Genomic DNA, 19,999 nt, shown 5'->3' on the forward strand with positions numbered 1-19,999 from the left:
CGCTGTTCTTGAGGGTTATCCCCGAGCTTTTGCAGGTATTAAGGACGATTCATGAAAATTTTACAAATTAAGACGTTAAAAGGTCCCAATTATTGGTCTAACTATCGTAAAAAACTCATTGCACTCAAATTGGATCTCGAGGAATATGAAAATTTCCCCACTAATTTATTAAAAGGATTTCCACAAGCCTTGGCAAAACTTCTCCCCTCTTTGTATAGTCACCGCTGTTCGCGGGGGGTAGAGGGAGGATTTTTACAGCGGCTGGAAGAAGGCACCTGGCTTGGGCATGTGGTAGAACATATTGCTTTGGAATTACAGACTCTAGCTGGGATGGATTGTGGCTTCGGTAGAGCTTATGACGCCCATGAACATGGAGTTTATCATGTCATCTTTTCTTATGAGGTTGAAAACGCGGGCCTCTATGCGGCTAATGCAGCCGTCCATATTGCAAACACGCTGGCACAAGGTAAAAAATACACTAAGCTGAATCAAGATTTGCAGGTGTTAAAAAATTTATATGAGCGAGAAAAGTTAGGGCCAAGCACAGAAGCCATCGTCAAAGAAGCTGAAAAAAGGAATATTCCCGCAACTCCGGTACAAGGAGCTATCATTTTGGGTTATGGTTGCCGGCAAAAAAAAATCAATGCCACCTTAACCTCACACACCAGCTCTATTGGAGTAGATATTGCAGCTGATAAAGAATTAACAAAGCAACTTTTACTGTCGCACTTTATTCCTGTTCCCCGCGGCGTATTGATTAGTACGATGGAAGAATTGGATGCAGCGATACGGGAATTGGGTTTCCCTTTAGTTATTAAACCCTTTAATGGGAACCATGGGCGAGGCATCACCAGTAACATCATTGACAAAGAAAAAGCCCTGCTGAGCTTTAATTTAGCGAAGACCTTTTCTGCCAAGATTATCGTAGAGCGCTTTATTGAGGGGAGTGATTATCGCTTCCTGGTGATTAATTACAAAGTGGCGGCCGTCGCCCAACGCACCCCAGCTATGGTCATAGGCACTGGTACGCAAACCATTAAACAATTGATTGATGAAGTCAACAAAGACCCCCGTCGCGGTGAACTACATAGCAATGTCCTAACGCTCATTAAAATTGACAAAACTACCCGAACTATTTTGGCTGAAAAAAATTTGTCCCTGGACTCCATCCTCCCTGCCGGTGAAATTCTTTACTTAAAAGATGCTGCTAATTTAAGTTCAGGGGGTACAGCCACCGATGTTACTGACGATGTGCATGTGGACAATATCAAACTGGCTGAACGCACCGCAAGATTAATGGGCCTTGATATCTGCGGCCTTGATGTCATTGCAAAAGATATAAAATCGCCTATCAACTGGATGAATGGCGCCATCATTGAAGTAAACGCTGCCCCGGGATTGCGCATGCACTTAGCACCCAGCCAGGGGGTCACACGCAATGTAGCTGCTCCTATTATTGACATGCTTTTTCCACAAGGTAAATCCGCACGCATACCACTTATTGCTGTGACTGGGACCAATGGTAAAACTACAGTGGTCCGCTTGATTGCCCATCTGGCAAAACATGCCGGCTATCGGGTTGGCTTTACCACCACCGACGGTATTTATATCAATGATGATTTAATCCATGAGGGCGATTGTAGCGGCCCTTCAAGCGCTGCCACTATTTTGCATGATCCATGGGTTGAATTCGCCGTTCTTGAATGCGCCAGAGGAGGTATTTTACGTTCCGGTTTGGGTTTTGATGAATGTGATGTGAGTGTAATAACAAATATTACAAGCGATCATCTTGGATTAAACGACATCCATACTCTGGAAGAACTGGTGCGAGCTAAAGGAGTCGTCGCGCGCAGCACTAAAAAAGACGGTTATGCCTTGCTCAATGCCGATGACGAGCGGGCGTATCGTATTAAGGAAGAATTAATATGCAATGTGGCGCTCTTCGGTTTGCGCAATACTTCCCGCATTCAATCTCACTGTGAAGCCGGCGGGCTTGCTGCTTACGTTAATAACAATACGATTGTAGTGCAAAAAAATCATGATAAAACCATTATTGCCTCCTTAGCTGACATTCCCATTACCTTTAATGGCAAAGCATCATTCATGGTCCTTAATGTGCTGACTGCAGTTTTGACCGGGATAATTTTTAATATTCCTATACAAGAGATTGGTTCTGCCCTGCAAAAATTTTCCTCTTCTCCGACGAATACCCCGGGGAGAATGAATCTTTTTCAGTTCGACAATTTTCAAGTCTTATTGGATTATGCTCATAATGAAGGGGCTTACATTGAAATCAAGAAATATCTCGATTCGATTAAATGCAACCGTAAAATAGGCATTATCAGCGCTACCGGGGACAGGAGGCCTGAAGACATACAACAACTTGGGTACCAATCAGCGCAAATGTTTGATGAAATCATCATACGCCACAATGTGGATGGGCGCGGCCGAACGAATGAAGAATTAACTGATTTTTTAATGGAAGGGATTGAGCGCTTTAATCCTGATGCCAATGTAAAAATTATCTCGGATGAATTTGAAGCCCTTCATTATGCGATGGATCATGCCACTCCGGGTACATTTATCTTTTATTCCATCGATGATGTTTTAAAAGTAGTAAACTATATGAAGGAGTACTCTGCCAAGTGAGGACTGCTTATCATGATGCCTAAAGCCAAATTGCTTATTATTGGCGGAGCCGAAGATAAAGTCGGCGAGCCGCCGGATATTATTGAAAAACGCAAAGAATTTACGCGCTATGAAATATTGAATGAACTGCTGCCAGGTTCTTCAGATAGAAAAATAGAAATTATTACCACAGGCTCTGAAGTACAGGATGAAGTGAAAAAAATATATCAAAAGGTTTTCCGCAAAATTGGCTATAACAATGTAGGGTTCATGCCGATTAATGATCGCATGGAGGCACGTAAAAAAAATTACTTATCTCGTGCCGAGGATGCAGGTGCCATATTTTTCACGGGCGGTGATCAATTCCGCTTATCCACTATCCTTGGCGGTACCCCTTTCATTGATATCATTCGTGCACGTTATTTTGAAGATTCCGAATTAATTATTGCAGGCACCAGTGCCGGTGCAATGGCAATGTCCACCGTCATGATTATGGAGGGAGGTCTTACCGAAGCCTTGCTTTACCGCAATCTGAGTACTTCAGCCGGACTAGGATTTTTGCCCAATTGCATCATCGATACCCATTTTATTAAACGCGGCCGCTTTGGCCGCTTGGCGCATGCCATCATTATGAACCCTGAAAAACTGGGCATCGGTCTTGGGGAAGATACGGCACTCATTATTAAAAACGGCACGGACACGGAGTGCCGCGGCTCAGGCATGGTGGTCATCATTGATGGGCGTGAAATCTGTCAAACCAATATAACCAGCGTCTCTGAAGGAGAAGCAGTATTTGTGGAAAACCTGCGCGTGCACTTGTTAGTGAAAGGATGTCAGTTTTCCATGGAAACCCGTAAGCTTGCGAATCCTGCGATACCTATACAGCGAGCATGAATTAGATAAGGAAACGTGCTATGAGTAAAATTGCTTTTGCAGTTCACGGCGGGGCCAGTAACAGTTATCCTTTTTTAAAAAAAAATCTCAAAGAATATGAGGAAGGTTTGGCGGAAGCCGCACAGGCTGGATATAAAATTCTTCGCCGCGGCGGCAGTGCCCTAAATGCCGTGGAAGAAGGTGTAAAAGTGCTTGAAGATAATCCTATATTCAACGCAGGACGTGGTTCTGCTTTAAATTGCCAAGGCGAGATAGAAATGGACGCTTCCATTATGGATGGCAAAACCTTAAAAGCGGGAGCTGTATCCATGGTTAGAAGCGTCAAAAACCCTATTTCCCTTGCCCGCATCATCACTTATAAGACGAAGCATGTATTTCTTTCAGGATATGGCGCCTTGGAGGTGGCTAGAAATGAAGGTATTTATCTTGAAGCCGACTCTTATTTTTATACCGATCACATGCAGGAAATTTTCAGAAAACTGAGCAAGCATGAAACCATTCAAAAAATTATGGAAAAAAAAATCTATGGTACCGTAGGCGCTGTTGCACTCGATAGAAGAGGCAATCTTGCGGCTGGCACATCAACTGGTGGTACTAGTAATTGTTTACCGGGAAGAATTGGCGATAGTTGCGTCATTGGTGCAGGTTGTTATGCAAATAATAAAACTTGTGCTGTTTCCGGGACCGGTGAAGGCGAATATTTAATCCGCGGCGTGATTGCACACACAATTTCCATGATGGTGGAATTAAAGCAAATGGGTATGCAGGAAGCTTGTGATTATGTTTTGCATAAGCGGCATAACAATCGAAGAGGACATATCGGTGTCATTGCAATTAATGCTGCCGGAGAAATTGGCATTTCTTTTAACACCCCAATCATGAAAAGAGCCTGGATCTCAGCGGATGAACCGCTGCAAGTGAAAATTTTCCCATAAAGTCAGGTTTATTGCCTCTTGAGGCTGATGATAAGATACAATGACTGGACAGCGGTATTTGGATAAAATTATGAGCAAGCAAGTTGTCAATGAAATAGAAAACATCATGAGTGATTCTGAATTAGGTAAGAAATCGACATACATCGCTACTTATGATCCAACCCGTCTATTCCCTATTTCAAGAGACGAGAAACGTAGAGAAATCGGCATCGATCCAGCCTCCCCTCCTTTTTTTGGTTTTGATTGCTGGAATCATTACGAAGTTTCCTGGCTTAATGAAAAAGGCAAACCCATGGTTGCCTTAGCTGAGCTAGTGTATGACTGCAATTCGCCTAAATTAATAGAATCCAAATCCTTAAAGCTTTATTTTAATTCTTTCAATAACACCAACTTTCGTTCTGTTGCGGAACTTGAAGCAATTATTGCCGAAGATTTAACCAAGAGTATTGGCGCGGAAGTTTTTGTGAAAATTTTTTCATTGGCAGAATCGAAACAGTTTGAGATAAAAGATATTTATTGGGGAGAATTAATTGATGAGCTTGATATTGCCTGCTCCACTTACTCGGTCGAGCCTTCTTTTCTTTCTGTACAAAATGAGATAGTCGAAGAAACCCTTTTTTCCAACCTATTAAAATCAAATTGCCTGGTCACGCACCAACCGGATTGGGGAAGCGTGCAAATCGCCTATAAAGGAAAAAAAATCAACCGGGAAGGTTTATTAAGATACATTGTCTCTTTCAGAAATCACAATGAATTCCATGAGCAATGCATTGAGCGCATTTTTGTGGATATTTTAAATCATTGTAAACCGGATACACTTACTGTATATGGACGTTACACCCGGCGCGGCGGCCTTGATATTAATCCGTTTCGCTCCACCCAAAAAACCAATGCATTGGGAAAAAACATCCGCTTGATTAGGCAATGATAGAAGCGGTGAATATACCGTATACCCAATGGCCTGTTTATGCGGCTGGCTTGTCTATATAGTACAGCTTTTCATATCATTTTTACTATTCTCTCCATCGAAAGCCCCCCTGGGCTCATGAAAGAAACGGTAATGGTGCAAGCCTTGCGGTTCATTTTGGTTAAGTTCTGTAAACATCTGCCAAAGCCAATTGTTTGCTGAATTTTGAGCATTGGCATCAAATAAGCCAACCGCATGACTTATCATGGCAGCATAATCTACACGTGGGTAGGCCGTATAAATTTTTCGAAGAAGCTCCGTGTCTTGAGAAACACATGCTTGCGCCATGAGTTGCACGCCAAGACACGTATTGCAGTAAGGATGAAAAAAATTAATTCCAAATTGCAAAGCCTGCCTCAACCGATTTGCATCTGCCTGCCTTCCCTTTTGCAATTCCATTAAAATTATTTCATGCGCAAACCAGTTTTTTATTTCTTCGCCTAATGGCGATACTAATTGGCTACCTATCTTTTGCACAATGGTGAACCAGTTCACCTGGGAAAAATGATTCATAAGCGTTGCCAGTAATTGAGAATCCCGCACGGTAAAAACCAGAGCTATGAGTTCTTCACCTATGCATGAATTACCCTGATATGGATAATAAAAATCGATTCCCAATTGCACAATAGTTTGCAGGAGCACACGATCTGCATTGGCAGTTTTTTTCAATTCATCTTTTATAATTTCATGGCAAAGTCTATATTTAACCCTGGCTTGCAGTGATGCATCAAATACACGAGTGAATTGCGCAATCAGCGCTGCTGCATCAGTATCCCCATATTTCCTATAGCGTATTATCAGGGTGCAAATTGCCTCGCATAACGTTTCCAGTGTTTGCTTTTGACTGTTTACATTCATCGCCTGGATATAAATTTGATATAGGCTCATGGTTTGTTGTAGTAATTGAGCTTCATCTTGACAAGCAATTCCAAATTGAATTTGCAAGAGATTACTTTTCATAATTTCCTGGGAAAGCCAATGAGCGACCTCCGTTGCAAAAAACTTGCCAAAACTATTAGCTATTCGCGGAATTACCATTGCATAATCCACATTGGGATATTTTGCCTTCATTACGGAAATAATGTTCGTGTCTTTACATAGAAATGCTTGTGCTAAAGCCTGTTCGCCCAAATATAAAACCTGGTCATAGGGTTCAAAAAAATCCAATTCCTCGGCTAATAACCCGAGTACCAATTCCATGTTGACATTGACTGTCTTTTTAAGCTCAATTTTCAAAAACTCTTGATAAAACCATACCCTGAGCATAGTTTTCACTAGCGGCGAAAAGTCCTTGAGGGCATTTTCAATTACAGCGAAATAATTAAGATTCGGATTTTGCATGCTTATTTCTTGAAGAATGCGCGGCTCTTTGCAGATATAGGCTTGCAGTAATGCCCGCTCCCCCAAATTTAAGGCATATTTGTAAGGGTGAAAAAAATTTATCCCTGCACGCAACGCAGCTAAAATAACAGCTAAATCGCCCCCATCTTCTTTTTCAAATTCACACGTTAATATTTCTTGATAGAGCCATTTTTTAGCGAAAGCTTGTGAGGAAGGAGAAAATTGCAGTACGGTATTTTCAACAGCTTGAATATAGTTGACGTGGGGATTTTTTTCATAAAAAGCAGAAACCAGGCGCGGATTTTGAAAGACGCAAGCATATGCGAATGTGTTTTCCCCAAAAGTACTTGTTTCATTAAAACGATGGTTAAAATCCACCCCGTTTTGAATGGCAGACATTATTGTTTCCATATTAAGGTAAATGTTTTTTTTAAGTTCATTACGCATGACTTCCTGATAAAGCCATTTTTTAACTTGCGGCTTTTCAGCACTATCAAACTTATGGGCTAATTGCTCAATCAAAGCCACATAATTTACCTTAGGATATTTTTGAAAGATGCTGGCAAATAAATCTGCGTTTTTCTGCTCAATGCATTGTCGGATAAGCTCTATGTCTTTTGAATTATTAATCAATAAAGTATCCACGCGTTCTTCAATAATTTTCTGATTTTCAAATTCAACCAAGAGCAGGATTTCAGGTAAAAATCCTGTTAGCTGACGCTCATTGTGCCTAATCAAAATAGCATCCCTTCCAAAAGCTGGGTTAATTATTTGTAATAATTTCCCTTCATTTTTTAACTGTAAGGTTGGATGTTGCCTAGCCTGTATGGCGGATAGCAATCCAGAATCCAAATTAAGCAGGGAAAGAGGGATAGGATTCATATAATTGGGATCCACGTGCCATGCTAATGGCACAATAAGTGAATCATCATGGATGGAAATAGAATTGGATGAGATAATTTGATCCACATATTTTGGCAATAATTGCGAGTCGCTGGAGCTTCTTGTCAGCTTTGAAATTAAAGAATCTTTTACTCTTTTGAAGCGATGGTCTAAACATAATTCCAATGATTGTAAATAAACTGCATTCCCTTTCGTCCTCACTTCAAAAAAATTACTATTGGTTACTGGAATAGTTGCTGCATTATCTCCTGCTACAAAATCGCTAAGAGATTTCATGCCGCCATAACACACTCCTTGCGAAAAATTTTTCATTTGCTCATAAGTAACATCTACCGTTGAAGCAAACGATTTGCTAATAACTCTTGTTTTAGATATCAATCCCCCTTCCACGTAAAGAGCTGTATTAAGAATTTCATTTTGCTCATTAACCACTGCAAAAGAACTTAGCAAAAGATGAACATTATCCGGCAATTTTTTAGATATTTGTTCTATTCCAGCACAAATAATTTTAAACTGCTGTTGGCTCAACGGCTGATTTGTATAAAGAGAAAATTCATTGAGCGACAGCCGGGTAATCTTATTCAGGCAATCATCTTTTAATACGTGTTCGCCGTTTTCAGCCAAGGTGCAGTAACTGTTTTGATGAATGCTGTTGGTTAGCTCTGCCAAAAGTGCAATATGAGCCAACAGACGTGGCGCCGGATCATCAATCGTGCTTTTGTCAATGGCAGCACTTTTTGCTTCGCCATAAGAATCTGCGGCATAAACCACCACTTCCTGAATAAAAACGGGAGTCATTTCTTCATTATTTTTACGCAATCGCTTAAGCAAAAATTGGCGCAATTCGTTCGCTTGTTCTTCTAAAGGAAAGTTGTTTTGATTTTGATTTTTCATCACTCAGTATAATTTATTAAAAAAAATTCCATTTATTATAAATTAAGTTCGATAAAAAAACATAAATTTTGATCATCTTGCGTTTTAATATAACAAGCAATATCTTTTTTATAAAATTGCACAGGATGCGTTGCGCATGGATTCAAAGGAAGGTGATGCTGCAACAGCAAAAATACTGTTTTTTTGCAAAGGAGTTTTAGCTAGAGGATACATAGCAGGCATACAGATTACTTTTGCTTCCTCGGGATGATCGTAAGCTGCTTGCAACCAAAAATCAGCCCAAGCCAAACTGGGCGGCATACGTAAAGACTCAGGAATTTCTTCATTGCATTGCCGGCAGGCATTATGGATTATCGCTAAAACAAATTCGTGGCAGCTTATTTTCTTAATGGTTTCTGGTGCAGCATCAAAATCACACACGTTAAATCCAGCGGCTAAATTCTTTAATGCGATGCTTAGCATTTTTTCGCGGTAGGGTAATGATTTTATATGCTGATCTTTAATAATGTGTTTAGTAATAACAAATTGCTTCGACTGTAATGCTTGTTGCACCAAATCGACGATCTTGGCCCTTACCTGCTCACTGAACTGATAATGAATCAAAAATAAATCTTTGCCACGATTTAATGTTTCACTTATTAATCCCGGAAGATTATTTTTATTATGGAATGTCATATGCGCGACGATGGGATACCCTTCCTTCACGCCCAAAACAAGCATTACGTGATGCCTTGTATTGAAAGTTTCGCTCTCAGGATACCACCCACGCATATCAATTTTTAGGAGTACATCTCCCGGTGAATAAACCACACGGTCAGTAAGCATACAAAATCCATTTTGTTCGTTACCCAAAACACGCGCATAGAATCTTTCCTGTTATGCACAAGAAGCTGGACTAATCCCTTGCCCTGCATGCGGCTCCTCCTCGACGTTCACTTGCGCTTGCGCTAAAGCCAGTTGCAAATCATGTTGATGCACGTGCACATCGGAGCGGTTTAAAAGCGCGCTTAATGATTCTAAGTTAATGCATTGGTAAGAATTTAACCTTCTCGCATCCCTAATCGTCATCCAGCCCCGCTGAATCCAAGGAGTAGCTGCTTTTACCCCGCGGCATTCGGCAACCGATAATGCTTTGGCTTCTTCGATGCTGATATGGCCTGATAAAATCAACTCCGTAACATCTCTTAAATTCCAAGCCTCTTGTGCAATTTTAAACTGTTTAATTTCATCGAGAGAAATTTTTTCATGCATATATAAGTCGCCTAGGTTTTCCAAATACCAACAAACCTTTGCATCAAGCCCTCTGTCTTTATGTAAATTAATTTCTATTTCAATTAAGTGAGGGGCCCTGTTATCTTTTAAAAGTTGCGGCATAAAGGCTTTGACATTTTGTCTTTGGCTATCCGTATATCGCAATGCCTCAGCTAAAGATAATTTTTTCTGACAAATCAAAGGGTTTAAACTTTGTAAATTTTGAATTTGCGTAAAAGTTAATTTTAATGCGCGGGCTTCCTCAATTGACAAGATTTTTTCTTTAACCAGCATAAAAGCAGCCTGCAGGACCATGCATTCATCCAGGTTTAAATAGGCTATTTCTCCTTTATGCAAAAAAAGGTGGAGCACCAAATCGATTACATATTCCAAGTTTCTTGAAACCGGTAATGGTAACCTCTTCCCCTCTTCCAGCGTGAAAATTTGCGCCATGATCAAAGGAGCGCACAATTTCAAATCGTTGCTTTCCTCCAGAGTTAATTTTTTAGCCTCTTCCAGGGAAATAAGTTTGGCACCAATCAATTGCGCGACATTGTTTACAATATCACATTCTTTTGGGCTAAGTTTTTCCAACTCATCTTCCAACAAAATGCTTTTCTGCACCAAAGCTAACTTTGTCGCCAGTTCCTTGCGCTTTTCAATCGATATATCATTATCTTGTATAATAATATCCGCTAGCTGCTGTGCCTTATACTTAGCAAACCATTCGCGACCGTGTGCATCAATTTGCACGTTTTTGCTACGCAGCTCAGGATGTTTTTTAAATCGTTGTATTGCAGATTCCTGAGGTTTTTCCGATTCTGACTCTATGGCAAAATTGGGTTCTGGATCATTGCTGGGTGAGTAATCAGAACTGTATACACGGAAATCCTCTGCGAGAAATTGATTCCAGATTCTGTTGGAATCAGCCAGTTTTTTTACTTGCTTCGTTGAAAGACGGGGAACATTAAGCTCTTGGGGCTGCAAGAAGGTCAAACTTAAAATTGCAACATCTTTTTTTTGAAAAAAATTCATCAGTTCTCCTTTTGTTTCTTACAACGGGTAAAAATTGATGTTCTTCCTAACCGCCTCGGTTGCGGTAAATTTAATTCATGTTGCAGAACAAACAGTTTAACTAAGAAACAACTTAATAAACCTAAAAGATCAAATAAATATCCACAGATTACATGAGGATTTTAACGAGGAAATTCGATACTAGCAAAATACCCACTTAAAAAATACCCTTCTTTAGTTCTGTCAAAGTCAATTTTCTCCAACTGATGACACCGGAGTGAATGATCCGCTTATCGGCTATACACGCCAGCTGGTGAATCGGTTTCGCGATCCTTAATTGTAAAATGGTATTTTGCTCATCTTTTACACTGATTAACCAATGGTGGCTGGAGAATTCACTGGAATTTTGCTGGATGGATAAACAGGGGTAACTTCCTAAATCCACTAAAGCATAAACATAAGAATGCCCGGCCAGCTTATATATACAGCCATGATTATTTTCTAAAAGCAAAGCCAGAGCCCTCACATCATCCCCTTGCACCACACAAGAATCGTTAATGGCTTTGCTTGATAAACCCAAATTACGCGCAGCAGCTTCTAATGCATACAAATCATGGTGGCTTTTAATTCGCGAGGCGCTTGTTTTTGCATACAATTGTATTTCCTGCAGCATCCATAAAACGAAGCCCGTAAGTAGCAGCAACAGGCTAATGGTAGTAAGCAAGACTATTCCCTCATTATGTGCGCACCGTGGTTTGCAGGATGATCCGCTTCCCATTGTTAAGCTCCAGGTCGGTTTGCAATAAGATTTGCTCAAAATTTTCCTGCACGGAAAAATGAATTTTTTTTACCGCTGTCGTCAATTCGTCGGTATGTTTTAATCGATACAACAAGGAAGTTTTTTGCGGTTTATTTTGTATAAAAAATTTTTCTTGCAGCCATTCTCCAACATATACGGGCGAATGGTAAGTAAACATCAATGGTTCTTTAAGCACGATTGTTTGATGTTTACCTTGTGTTCTTAAAGATTGCACTTGCTTCACTTCGCCATGATAACAGTCTGCAATTAATACAAATTGTTGCGGTTTTATATTTAGAGAACGCACCTTGATTTCCGTAGGGGTTAAAATTTCCTCCACCACACCAAAATACTCGCTCATGCGGTTTACTTGCAAAGTATGTGGATCGACAAGCTGTAAGGGGCGTAAACCTGGATGGGCAGTCGTGAGATAATCTACTCGAAGACAAGGCGTAAAACCTGCCTTACGCACACTCCCCTGGATCAAATCGGTTATTAATAGCATTTCAAATGCATCTTCCAGCTCGGCTTGCAATCGTATGAATTGTTGTTTGCTTCCCAGATAATAAGTTAAAAGCGCAGCTAGAATAAAACTGGATAGCAATAATCCCAGCAAAATTTCAGTCAAACTAAAACCGGAACTTTTTTTCATTGCAAGCTTAGGTCACGTTGTAACGAAAACGCCTTCGCCTCGATGGGATCTTGCCATTGGAGATATAATCGCTGCGTGTCAGACAGCATTTTTTTTGTGAATTGAAATGGCTTGCCTGGCAATGGTGTGGGTTGTTGATAAGCCAACAACTGCTCAGAAAGATTATCAAGTTCAATTAATGCCTGGGCGCGCCAATGAAGCTGATTAAACAATTGCTGGATCTGCCATTGCTGTTTTAATAAAGCCAAAGCAACTGTAGTAAGCAAAAACAGTGAAATTAACACTTCGGTTAAAGAAAATCCGTTCATATTTTTATCCTGAGGTTGGCTTAAAAAGCGTACGCTCGAATAAATTAGTTTGCAAGTGATTGAATATTTTATTTTTTAATGAAGCTTGGCTAAGATAAAAATTCCATAATAAAAAGGAGCTTGTATGCCTTGCGATTATCATTTGCTTCCCCATGAAGGAATTCAAACCTTATCCCCCTATATCCCTGGCAAATCAGCAGAAGAATTGGCAAGAGAACAACATTTGCACAACATTATAAAATTGGCGAGCAATGAAAATCCTCTCGGCTGCAGCCCAAATGTAATCAAAGCCTTAGCTGAACTGTCCGGACACCAATTAGCTACTTATCCCGCACCAGCCACACATCCTTTAAGAAAAAAGATCGCACAAAAATTAGGGCTTGATGCTGAAATGATTATTTTGGGAAATGGTACCGATTTGTTATTTCCCCTCATGTTAACTTGCTTCGCCCTACATAGGGATAAGCATCTGTTATTACATCAATATGCGTTTATTTCCTATGCAATTCATGCAAAAACCCAAGGCATACCGGTGCATCAAGTTGAATTAAAAGAAAATTGGGAAGTTGATATCAAGGCGTTTATTAAAAATTGTACCGAGGACACAGCGCTTATTTTTCTTGCCAACCCAAACAACCCGACAGGCTCCATGGTAAGCAGCAAAGACATTAAATTTTTACTGGAAAATATTCCTGAATCGACAATCCTGGTTCTCGATGAAGCTTATTACGAATACGTAAGCCAGACGCATAACCACGATTCACTGCATTTGTTGTCTGCTCATTCGAACCTCATCATTACCCGCACGTTCTCTAAAGCCTACGGTTTGGCCGGCCTTCGCATCGGTTATGCAATAGCGCACCCAGATATTATCAGTATATTGCTTAAAGCCATGCCGCCTTTTACCGTCAGTCAAACCGCGCTGGTTGCGGCTGCGGCGGCTTTAGATGATGATGTGTTTATTAAAGAAAGCGTATTAAATAATACTTTAGGACTTGAACAAATGATTCAAGGTTTAAAGCATTTGAATTTAAGTTATCTGCCGCCTGCCGGAAATTTCATTACCATAAATTGCACAACGGATGCTGCAGCGATTTACCAAGCTCTGCAGCGCCATGGAATTATTGTCCGTCCTTTGCACCCTTACGGGCTGAATCATTACTTGCGGGTAACTATTGGCACAGCCGAGCAAAATGAACGGTTTCTTGCTACACTTGCGCTTTGTATGGCAGAAAGTAAGGAATTTAAACTATGAAAAGCGATCTTAGCAGTAAACATTGCGAAGCATGTGAAGGTATTGGTTCATCCTTAACTGCGGAGCAAATTCAAAATTTAATGCCACAATTGGCAGAGGGTTGGCAAATTTCCCAAGACCATAAAGAAATTCACAAGTCATTTTCCTTCCATAATTTCTATGAAACGATGGCATTCGTGAATGCGATTGCCTGGGTAGCCAATATAGAAAATCATCATCCGGACTTAAAAGTGGGGTATAACTATTGTCACGTGCATTTTACTACCCACGCGTTAAACGGCTTAACCCACAACGATTTTATTTGCGCCGCTAAAATAGATAAATTAATCGAAAATTAAAAAGGGGCTGTAAGCCCCTTTATTTGTTCTTTAAGGTCTATCGTCAATTTCCTTACGCTGGGAAGGCATAAAATCTTTTCTATCCAATCCCATGACCACGGCTAATGCGCCTGCCACATAAATCGATGAATAAGTACCAATCATAATACCGATAATTAAAGCCAGGGAGAAACCACGGATAGTTTCACCGCCATAAACAAACAAAGCCACTACCACCAACAAGGTCAAAACGGAAGTCATGATGGTGCGGGACAAAGTTTGATTTATGGAAATATTCATAATTTCGATGGGGGATAAGCGTCTGATTTTAATAAAATTCTCGCGCACGCGGTCAAATACCACAATCGTATCGTTCAGGGAATACCCAATGACCGCCAGCAATCCTGCCAAAGCTTTCAAATCAAACTCAATGCCAAACATGGCGAATATCCCTAAAATCAATATCGGATCATGAATCAGCGCTACAGCGGAGCTGAACGCCAAACGATATTCAAAGCGCATGGCAATATAAATCATCGTTGCCAGCAACGATACTACAATGGCCAAAACGCCTTTTGTTGCCAATTCTTGCCCAACCTGCGGCCCGACGAAGTCGACTCGCTGCTTGACTGCACCCGGCAACTGCTGCATTACTCGCTCAACCAGTAAAGTTTGGTCCAAATCAGCACGTGGGGCAATGCTGATCAATACGTCCTTGGACGTACCATAACTCACCACTTGTGCTTCCTTGAAGCCTACTTTATATAAATTATCGCGAATGGCTTGCAAATCCGCGGCTTGAGGATAGGAAACCTCAATCTGGGTACCGCCAGTGAAATCAAGTCCCCATTTCAAGCCATTTATTGCCAAAGCTACGAGCGAAACTACAAAGATTAATATGGAGAACAAGGCAGTCCATCTTCTCGCCCCCATGAAATCCACTTTTGAATTTGGATTAAAAAATTCCATGCCTACCTCTTTTATGGTTCTGCAGCAGCCGCTGTCTATATACCAATGGATAACTTTTTAACATTGCGGCCACCGTAATACCAATTTACCAGTGCCCGCGTAAAGGTAATCCCAGTGATCATCGATGTCAGCAAGCCTAACGACAAAATAATTGCAAATCCGCGAACAGGCCCCGTCCCAATGGAAAAAAGCACAATGCCGACGATTAGCGTGGTCAGGTTTGCATCAATGATGGTGGCAAATGCCCGATCATAGCCAGCATGAATAGCGGCTTGCGGCGACATGCCGTTACGCAGCTCTTCACGAATACGCTCATAGATTAATACGTTGGCATCAATCGCCATGCCCACGGTCAATACGATGCCCGCAATGCCTGGCAAAGTGAGTGTGGTACCAATAATAGACAATAATGCCCCCAGCAAAACCAGATTCAACAACAGCGCAATGTCTGCGACCAAGCCGAAAAATTGGTAATAAAACAGCATGAGGATTAAAACCAATCCCATTCCTACTTCCAGAGAAATCATGCCGCGGCGAATATTTTCCTTGCCAAGCGTTGGCCCTACTGTACGCTCTTCAATTGGATAAATTGCCGCTGGTAAGGCGCCAGCACGCAGCAATAGCGCCAGATTACTTGCTTCTTTGCTGTCTGCCAAACCGGTAATCTGGAAATTATTCCCCAACGCATTTTGAATGACTGGCGCGCTAATCACCCGTTCTTCGCGTTTAGTAACCCGCTTGCTGGTCCCATCAACATTCTCCATGGTGGTTTTCGTTTCAACGAAAACGATCGCCATGCGTTTGCCAATGTTTTCCCGGGTGACCTTGGTAAAAAAGGATTCCCCACCGCCGCCAAGCTGCACTTGCACCGCAGGGGAAGCTGTTTGCTGGTCAAAGCTGGATACAGCACTGGTGATCGAATCGCCGCTTAAAACCACTTGCCGTTTAAGCAACAGCGGCTGACCTTCCATCATATATAATTTACTATTGATGGGAATCGCACCCGTTTGCTTGGCAATTTGCGCATCATTCTCGTGATCCACCAAATGGAATTGCAAGGTTGCCGTTCCGCCAAGGATTTGCTTGGCGCGTGCAGCATCCTGAATACCAGGTAAATCCACAGCAATGCGGGTTGCACCCTGTTGCTGGACTACCGCTTCACCAACGCCCAATTCATTTACCCGATTGCGTAAAATCCCCATGGTTTGTTCAATGGTATTTTGACGAATGGTATTTAATTCGCTGGGGGACAAAGCAGCATTTAAACTATTAGTCACCTTGGATTTTGTAAAAACCAACCCGGGTGATTTTTGCTTGAGTTCAGCTAAAGCATCTTCCATCAGTTGTGCGGAACGAAAGCGGATATCGATGCCTTTATCCACGACATAGCGCATACCCGCATAGCGCATATTTGCATCGCGTAAATCTTGGCTGATATTTTTCATCAAGCCTTCATAGCGGCGATTAATTACGCTATCCACATCCACTTCTAAAAGAAAATGCACTCCACCGCGCAAATCCAAACCTTGCTTCATGGGCTCCGCTCCAATAGCAAGCAACCACTCAGGCGTAGAAGTAGCCAAATTCAAAGCCACCGTGTACTGTTTATCAAGGCCATTGCGAATGGCATCGCGGGCAAGCAATTGGGTGTCCGTAGAAGCAAAGTGAATTTCCAAAGTTTCCCTGTTGGTTCTCATTGATTCATACGGAATATTCGCCTTATCCAATATGTTCTTGACTTCCTGCTCCAGTTCTTGCGGTTCCACAGGCGCTTGCGAAGAAACTTGCACAACAGGCTCTTCCGTGTACAAATTTGGAATTGCGTAGATTAATCCAACTACGGTAACTGCAATAAGTAGTAGATTTTTCCAAAGAGGGTATTTATTTTGCATTTGCATGGTCTCTATGGCTTAAAGTGATTTTAAAGTACCTTTAGGCAAAACTGTGCTTACAGCATGACGTTGCAAACTGATTTCAATTCCTTCGGCCACACTAACTTTAATGTATTGCTCGCCTATTTCCGTAACTTTTGCAAGCATGCCGCCGGAGGTAATGATTTCATCGCCTTTTTTCAGTTTGTTAATTAACTCGCGGTGTTCCTTGGCTCTCTTGTTTTGCGGACGAATGAGCATAAAATAAAAAAGTACAAAAATAGCCACAATCATGATTAATGAAAATGTGCCATCTTGTGCTGGTGGTGTCGCCGCCGCAGCCATTGCATCACGAATAAAAAAACTCATTTTTTTCTCCTAAATTACATAATGCGCCTTGTGCCAACCCTAAACAGAGCCAGAGCAAGTTAATGGTATAAATTTGCGTGACATAATATCGGTATTTTGCGTTGCCGTAAATGAAGTCGCGGGAAATTCACTTAAGGCACCATTTGGATCCATCAGAAAATCAGCCATCCAAATGCTGATTTATAAAAAACACATTATGCTGTAGCAAAAATCGTTGGCATAAAAGTGGGGTATGGGCGAAGAGATGATGCAAATAAGCGCGCGTGTACTTACTTTTGCAAGTTGGGCAACAGCAATCTTTACTGATTGGCGCAAAATCCAGCGCGTAGCGGCTGTCTGTTAATAAAAAAGGCCCTGAAGAATCATAAACGCGCCCTGCAAATGCATCAGCGGCAGGATGATCCGACTCAATCAAGTCAACAGCATGTTTTAGGCTTGCAATGGATGCGAAATCTAATTCACCGGCGATGTAACGTAATTTATTCTTATGGGCACTAAAATCAGGGAATGGTTTATTCACATCTTCCTGTACCGCATAAACTCCGAATTCCCTGTCATCGTTTTGTGGTAAATCAGTAATAGGAAATAAAGGAACTATGTGCCCATGCAAAATTTTTAAGATATCTATGCCTGTTGCCTTCATGCCTGCAGGCAACAAAACAAATTTCGGCCGCAGATGATTGATTAAATCGAACAACTCCTGCACAGAAATCCTCACATGGCTGCCATCGTAAGGAGAGCGTAAATTGAACAAACCCTCTTTAGCGGGTGGCAGAATGGCATTAAGCACAAATTCACCTTGCCAGCCGGTGTATTCACCTAAGGCAGATAATTCTCTTAATAAGCGATAACCAGGCTTATATAAAAGAGAAGCGAGTGAATACGAAACCGTTTTAATACCGATTTCCTGCCAATTCGCAGCGGTTAAAGAATTCCCGGCTGCTGTAGTTAAAATAGGAATCATGGGAACCTGCAATCAGAATACTCAAGAAAAAATCTGCATTATAACAGCAAGCATGCGTCGCCATAACTAAAGAAACGATAGCGGCTCTCGACTGCGACGCGATACAGTTCCATGGTTTGCGCATGACCTATAAAAGCAGAAACCAGCATCAACAAAGTGGATTCCGGCAAATGAAAATTGGTAATCAGCCCATCGCATACCTGAAATTGATAGCCAGGGTATATAAAAATGTCGGTATCACCGCTGCACGGCTTAAGCTCGCCTCCTTGTACGGCGCTTTCAAGACTGCGTAAGGCGGTTGTTCCCACGGCAACCACCCGTTTCCCTGCCGCACGCGTCGCCCGTACTGCGGCACAGAGTGTTTCACTGACCGTGAAAAATTCCCGATGCATTTTATGTTCAAGCACATTGTCAACGCGCACAGGCCTAAATGTACCAGCGCCTACGTGCAGCGTTGAATAAGCAAATTGAATTCCTTTCGCTTTCAAGCGAGCCAGCACTTCTTCATCAAAGTGCAACCCGGCAGTAGGAGCAGCCACTGACCCTTTATGTTCTGCATAGACGGTTTGATAACGATTTAGATCCAGAGCTTCATCGGTTCTCGCAATATAGGGAGGGAGAGGAATATGGCCAATTTCATGCAACATGGCGTCTACATCCCCATTTACCTTGCAGCAAAACAAATCATCGTTACGCTCAGTAATTTCTATTTGCCAATTGTTTTGCAACATGATTAAACTGGACGGTTTAGGAGCTTTACTTGCCTTGATGTGAGCCCAAAAAGAATCAGTGCCAAGAATTCGCTCGACTAATAATTCAACTTTACCACCACTCTTTTTATGCCCATACAATCGGGCAGGAATAACTTTACTGTTATTCATCACTAAAAGATCGCCTGCTTCAAGAAAATCAGCAATTTGCTTAAATTGATGGTGCCCGCAATGCTTGGCATCACGGCGGTAATACAGAAGGCGCGAATCGCTGCGCTTCTCTAAGGGGTACTGAGCGATTAATTCAGAGGGTAGGTCAAAATGAAAATCTTGTCGTTTCACAGGTCTTGCTCGCAATTATTACAGCTTGGCACAGGACATATACCATAAATTATTAATTTGCCAATATGAGCTACAAATCATCTGATTATAGCCGATTAATTCTTGCGCCTCTATGCCGAATTTGCAGTTTTCATAGCTAAGGATTGCTGCCTGCTTCATATACCTTTATATTAATGGGGATTATTTGCGCAATTTTATTCTTATGGAGAGCATCATATGCACCGCTTTTTAAAAATTTTTACAGCAGCCGCCTTGAGCGTGACCGCAACCGCCGCTTTGGCAGCCCCGCAAAAACTGATTACCCATAACACCACGTCGGTGGAATCAAATGCTTATGTTGCAGGCGTTGTGCCTTCCACCCATCCTACCCGCGCAAAGAGCGATGGCGTAGTTTCTTGGGTCGAAGTAAAAATGGCATGCTTTGGACATGACGCCGGCGGTAAATGTTCAGCATTGGTTAAAATGGAAACCAATACGCCGCATCCCGTGGATCTGGGCTGGGTTACCATGGATTTGAGCACAGGAGAAATTTCACCCAAGGTGGTGAAAGGAAACGGCTACACCCTAACCGTAAATAATATTGGCGAAGTTACCTTAACAAAAGATTGACTACAGC

Annotated in this window: 18 protein-coding genes; 7 read left to right on the forward strand and 11 right to left on the reverse strand. The window is 41.7% G+C overall.

Annotated features, from left to right (window positions below; all coding sequences use genetic code 11):
* The first annotated feature begins 51 nt into the window (after positions 1-51).
* From cphA to queF, 4 genes are all read left to right on the forward strand, one after another.
* Entirely contained in the window at positions 52-2,649 is a 2,598-nt protein-coding gene (gene cphA / locus NKV53_RS01140) for a cyanophycin synthetase (RefSeq protein WP_127032822.1), read from the forward strand.
* 12 nt (positions 2,650-2,661) lie between these two features.
* Positions 2,662-3,522, forward strand: coding sequence for a cyanophycinase (locus NKV53_RS01145; RefSeq protein WP_126953655.1), 861 nt, complete (start codon positions 2,662-2,664; stop codon positions 3,520-3,522).
* A 20-nt stretch (positions 3,523-3,542) separates the two neighbouring features.
* Positions 3,543-4,457 (forward strand): isoaspartyl peptidase/L-asparaginase family protein, encoded by a 915-nt coding sequence (locus tag NKV53_RS01150; protein ID WP_126953654.1) that lies wholly within the window; start codon positions 3,543-3,545, stop codon positions 4,455-4,457.
* A 70-nt stretch (positions 4,458-4,527) separates the two neighbouring features.
* The gene (gene queF, locus NKV53_RS01155; RefSeq protein WP_127032820.1) at positions 4,528-5,385 is read left to right on the forward strand and encodes an NADPH-dependent 7-cyano-7-deazaguanine reductase QueF; all 858 of its coding nucleotides are present in this window, start codon (positions 4,528-4,530) and stop codon (positions 5,383-5,385) included.
* Positions 5,386-5,439: 54 nt separating this feature from the next.
* Here queF and NKV53_RS01160 read toward each other — a convergent pair whose 3' ends face one another.
* The 6 genes from NKV53_RS01160 to NKV53_RS01185 all read right to left on the reverse strand — a co-directional run bounded on the left by NKV53_RS01160 (position 5,440) and on the right by NKV53_RS01185 (position 12,586).
* Positions 5,440-8,562, reverse strand: coding sequence for a hypothetical protein (locus NKV53_RS01160; RefSeq protein WP_253350566.1), 3,123 nt, complete (start codon positions 8,560-8,562; stop codon positions 5,440-5,442).
* 108 nt (positions 8,563-8,670) lie between these two features.
* Positions 8,671-9,387: a hypothetical protein gene (locus NKV53_RS01165; RefSeq protein WP_127032816.1), complete on the reverse strand. Its 717-nt coding sequence runs from the start codon at positions 9,385-9,387 to the stop codon at positions 8,671-8,673.
* Positions 9,388-9,438: 51 nt separating this feature from the next.
* Positions 9,439-10,848 carry a hypothetical protein gene (locus tag NKV53_RS01170; RefSeq protein WP_126953650.1) on the reverse strand — a complete coding sequence of 470 codons (1,410 nt, stop codon included), beginning with the start codon at positions 10,846-10,848 and terminating at the stop codon, positions 9,439-9,441.
* 196 nt (positions 10,849-11,044) lie between these two features.
* Entirely contained in the window at positions 11,045-11,551 is a 507-nt protein-coding gene (locus NKV53_RS01175) for a hypothetical protein (protein WP_127032812.1), read from the reverse strand.
* 13 nt (positions 11,552-11,564) lie between these two features.
* Positions 11,565-12,278, reverse strand: coding sequence for a hypothetical protein (locus tag NKV53_RS01180; protein WP_127057295.1), 714 nt, complete (start codon positions 12,276-12,278; stop codon positions 11,565-11,567).
* Positions 12,275-12,586: a prepilin-type cleavage/methylation domain-containing protein gene (locus NKV53_RS01185; RefSeq protein ID WP_126953647.1), complete on the reverse strand. Its 312-nt coding sequence runs from the start codon at positions 12,584-12,586 to the stop codon at positions 12,275-12,277. The genes NKV53_RS01180 and NKV53_RS01185 overlap by 4 nt, the downstream gene beginning before the upstream one ends.
* 124 nt (positions 12,587-12,710) lie before the next feature.
* Here NKV53_RS01185 and hisC point away from each other — a divergent pair, with 124 nt between their 5' ends.
* Positions 12,711-13,841, forward strand: a complete 1,131-nt coding sequence (gene hisC, locus NKV53_RS01190; protein ID WP_126953646.1) for a histidinol-phosphate transaminase — start codon at positions 12,711-12,713, stop codon at positions 13,839-13,841.
* Entirely contained in the window at positions 13,838-14,179 is a 342-nt protein-coding gene (locus NKV53_RS01195) for a 4a-hydroxytetrahydrobiopterin dehydratase (RefSeq protein ID WP_127032808.1), read from the forward strand. The genes hisC and NKV53_RS01195 overlap by 4 nt, the downstream gene beginning before the upstream one ends.
* Before the next feature lie 30 nt (positions 14,180-14,209).
* On the opposite strand, the gene secF is transcribed toward NKV53_RS01195, so the two are convergent.
* From secF to queA, 5 genes are all read right to left on the reverse strand, one after another.
* Complete coding sequence (gene secF / locus NKV53_RS01200; RefSeq protein WP_127032806.1) at positions 14,210-15,127, reverse strand: protein translocase subunit SecF; 918 nt, start codon at positions 15,125-15,127, stop codon at positions 14,210-14,212.
* Positions 15,128-15,162: 35 nt separating this feature from the next.
* Complete coding sequence (gene secD, locus NKV53_RS01205; protein WP_126953643.1) at positions 15,163-17,019, reverse strand: protein translocase subunit SecD; 1,857 nt, start codon at positions 17,017-17,019, stop codon at positions 15,163-15,165.
* Positions 17,020-17,037: 18 nt separating this feature from the next.
* Complete coding sequence (gene yajC / locus NKV53_RS01210; protein ID WP_126953642.1) at positions 17,038-17,367, reverse strand: preprotein translocase subunit YajC; 330 nt, start codon at positions 17,365-17,367, stop codon at positions 17,038-17,040.
* A 160-nt stretch (positions 17,368-17,527) separates the two neighbouring features.
* Positions 17,528-18,331 (reverse strand): queuine tRNA-ribosyltransferase, encoded by an 804-nt coding sequence (locus NKV53_RS01215; protein ID WP_127057294.1) that lies wholly within the window; start codon positions 18,329-18,331, stop codon positions 17,528-17,530.
* A gap of 38 nt (positions 18,332-18,369) precedes the next feature.
* Positions 18,370-19,383: a tRNA preQ1(34) S-adenosylmethionine ribosyltransferase-isomerase QueA gene (gene queA / locus NKV53_RS01220; protein WP_127057293.1), complete on the reverse strand. Its 1,014-nt coding sequence runs from the start codon at positions 19,381-19,383 to the stop codon at positions 18,370-18,372.
* Positions 19,384-19,599: 216 nt separating this feature from the next.
* Between queA and NKV53_RS01225 the strand changes: the two genes are divergently transcribed.
* The gene (locus tag NKV53_RS01225) at positions 19,600-19,992 is read left to right on the forward strand and encodes a hypothetical protein (protein WP_127057292.1); all 393 of its coding nucleotides are present in this window, start codon (positions 19,600-19,602) and stop codon (positions 19,990-19,992) included.
* Positions 19,993-19,999: the final 7 nt, after the last annotated feature.

It is taken from the genome of Legionella sp. 27cVA30 (genome assembly GCF_024160945.1).
GTDB classification, from domain to species: Bacteria; Pseudomonadota; Gammaproteobacteria; order Legionellales; family Legionellaceae; genus Legionella_A; species Legionella_A septentrionalis.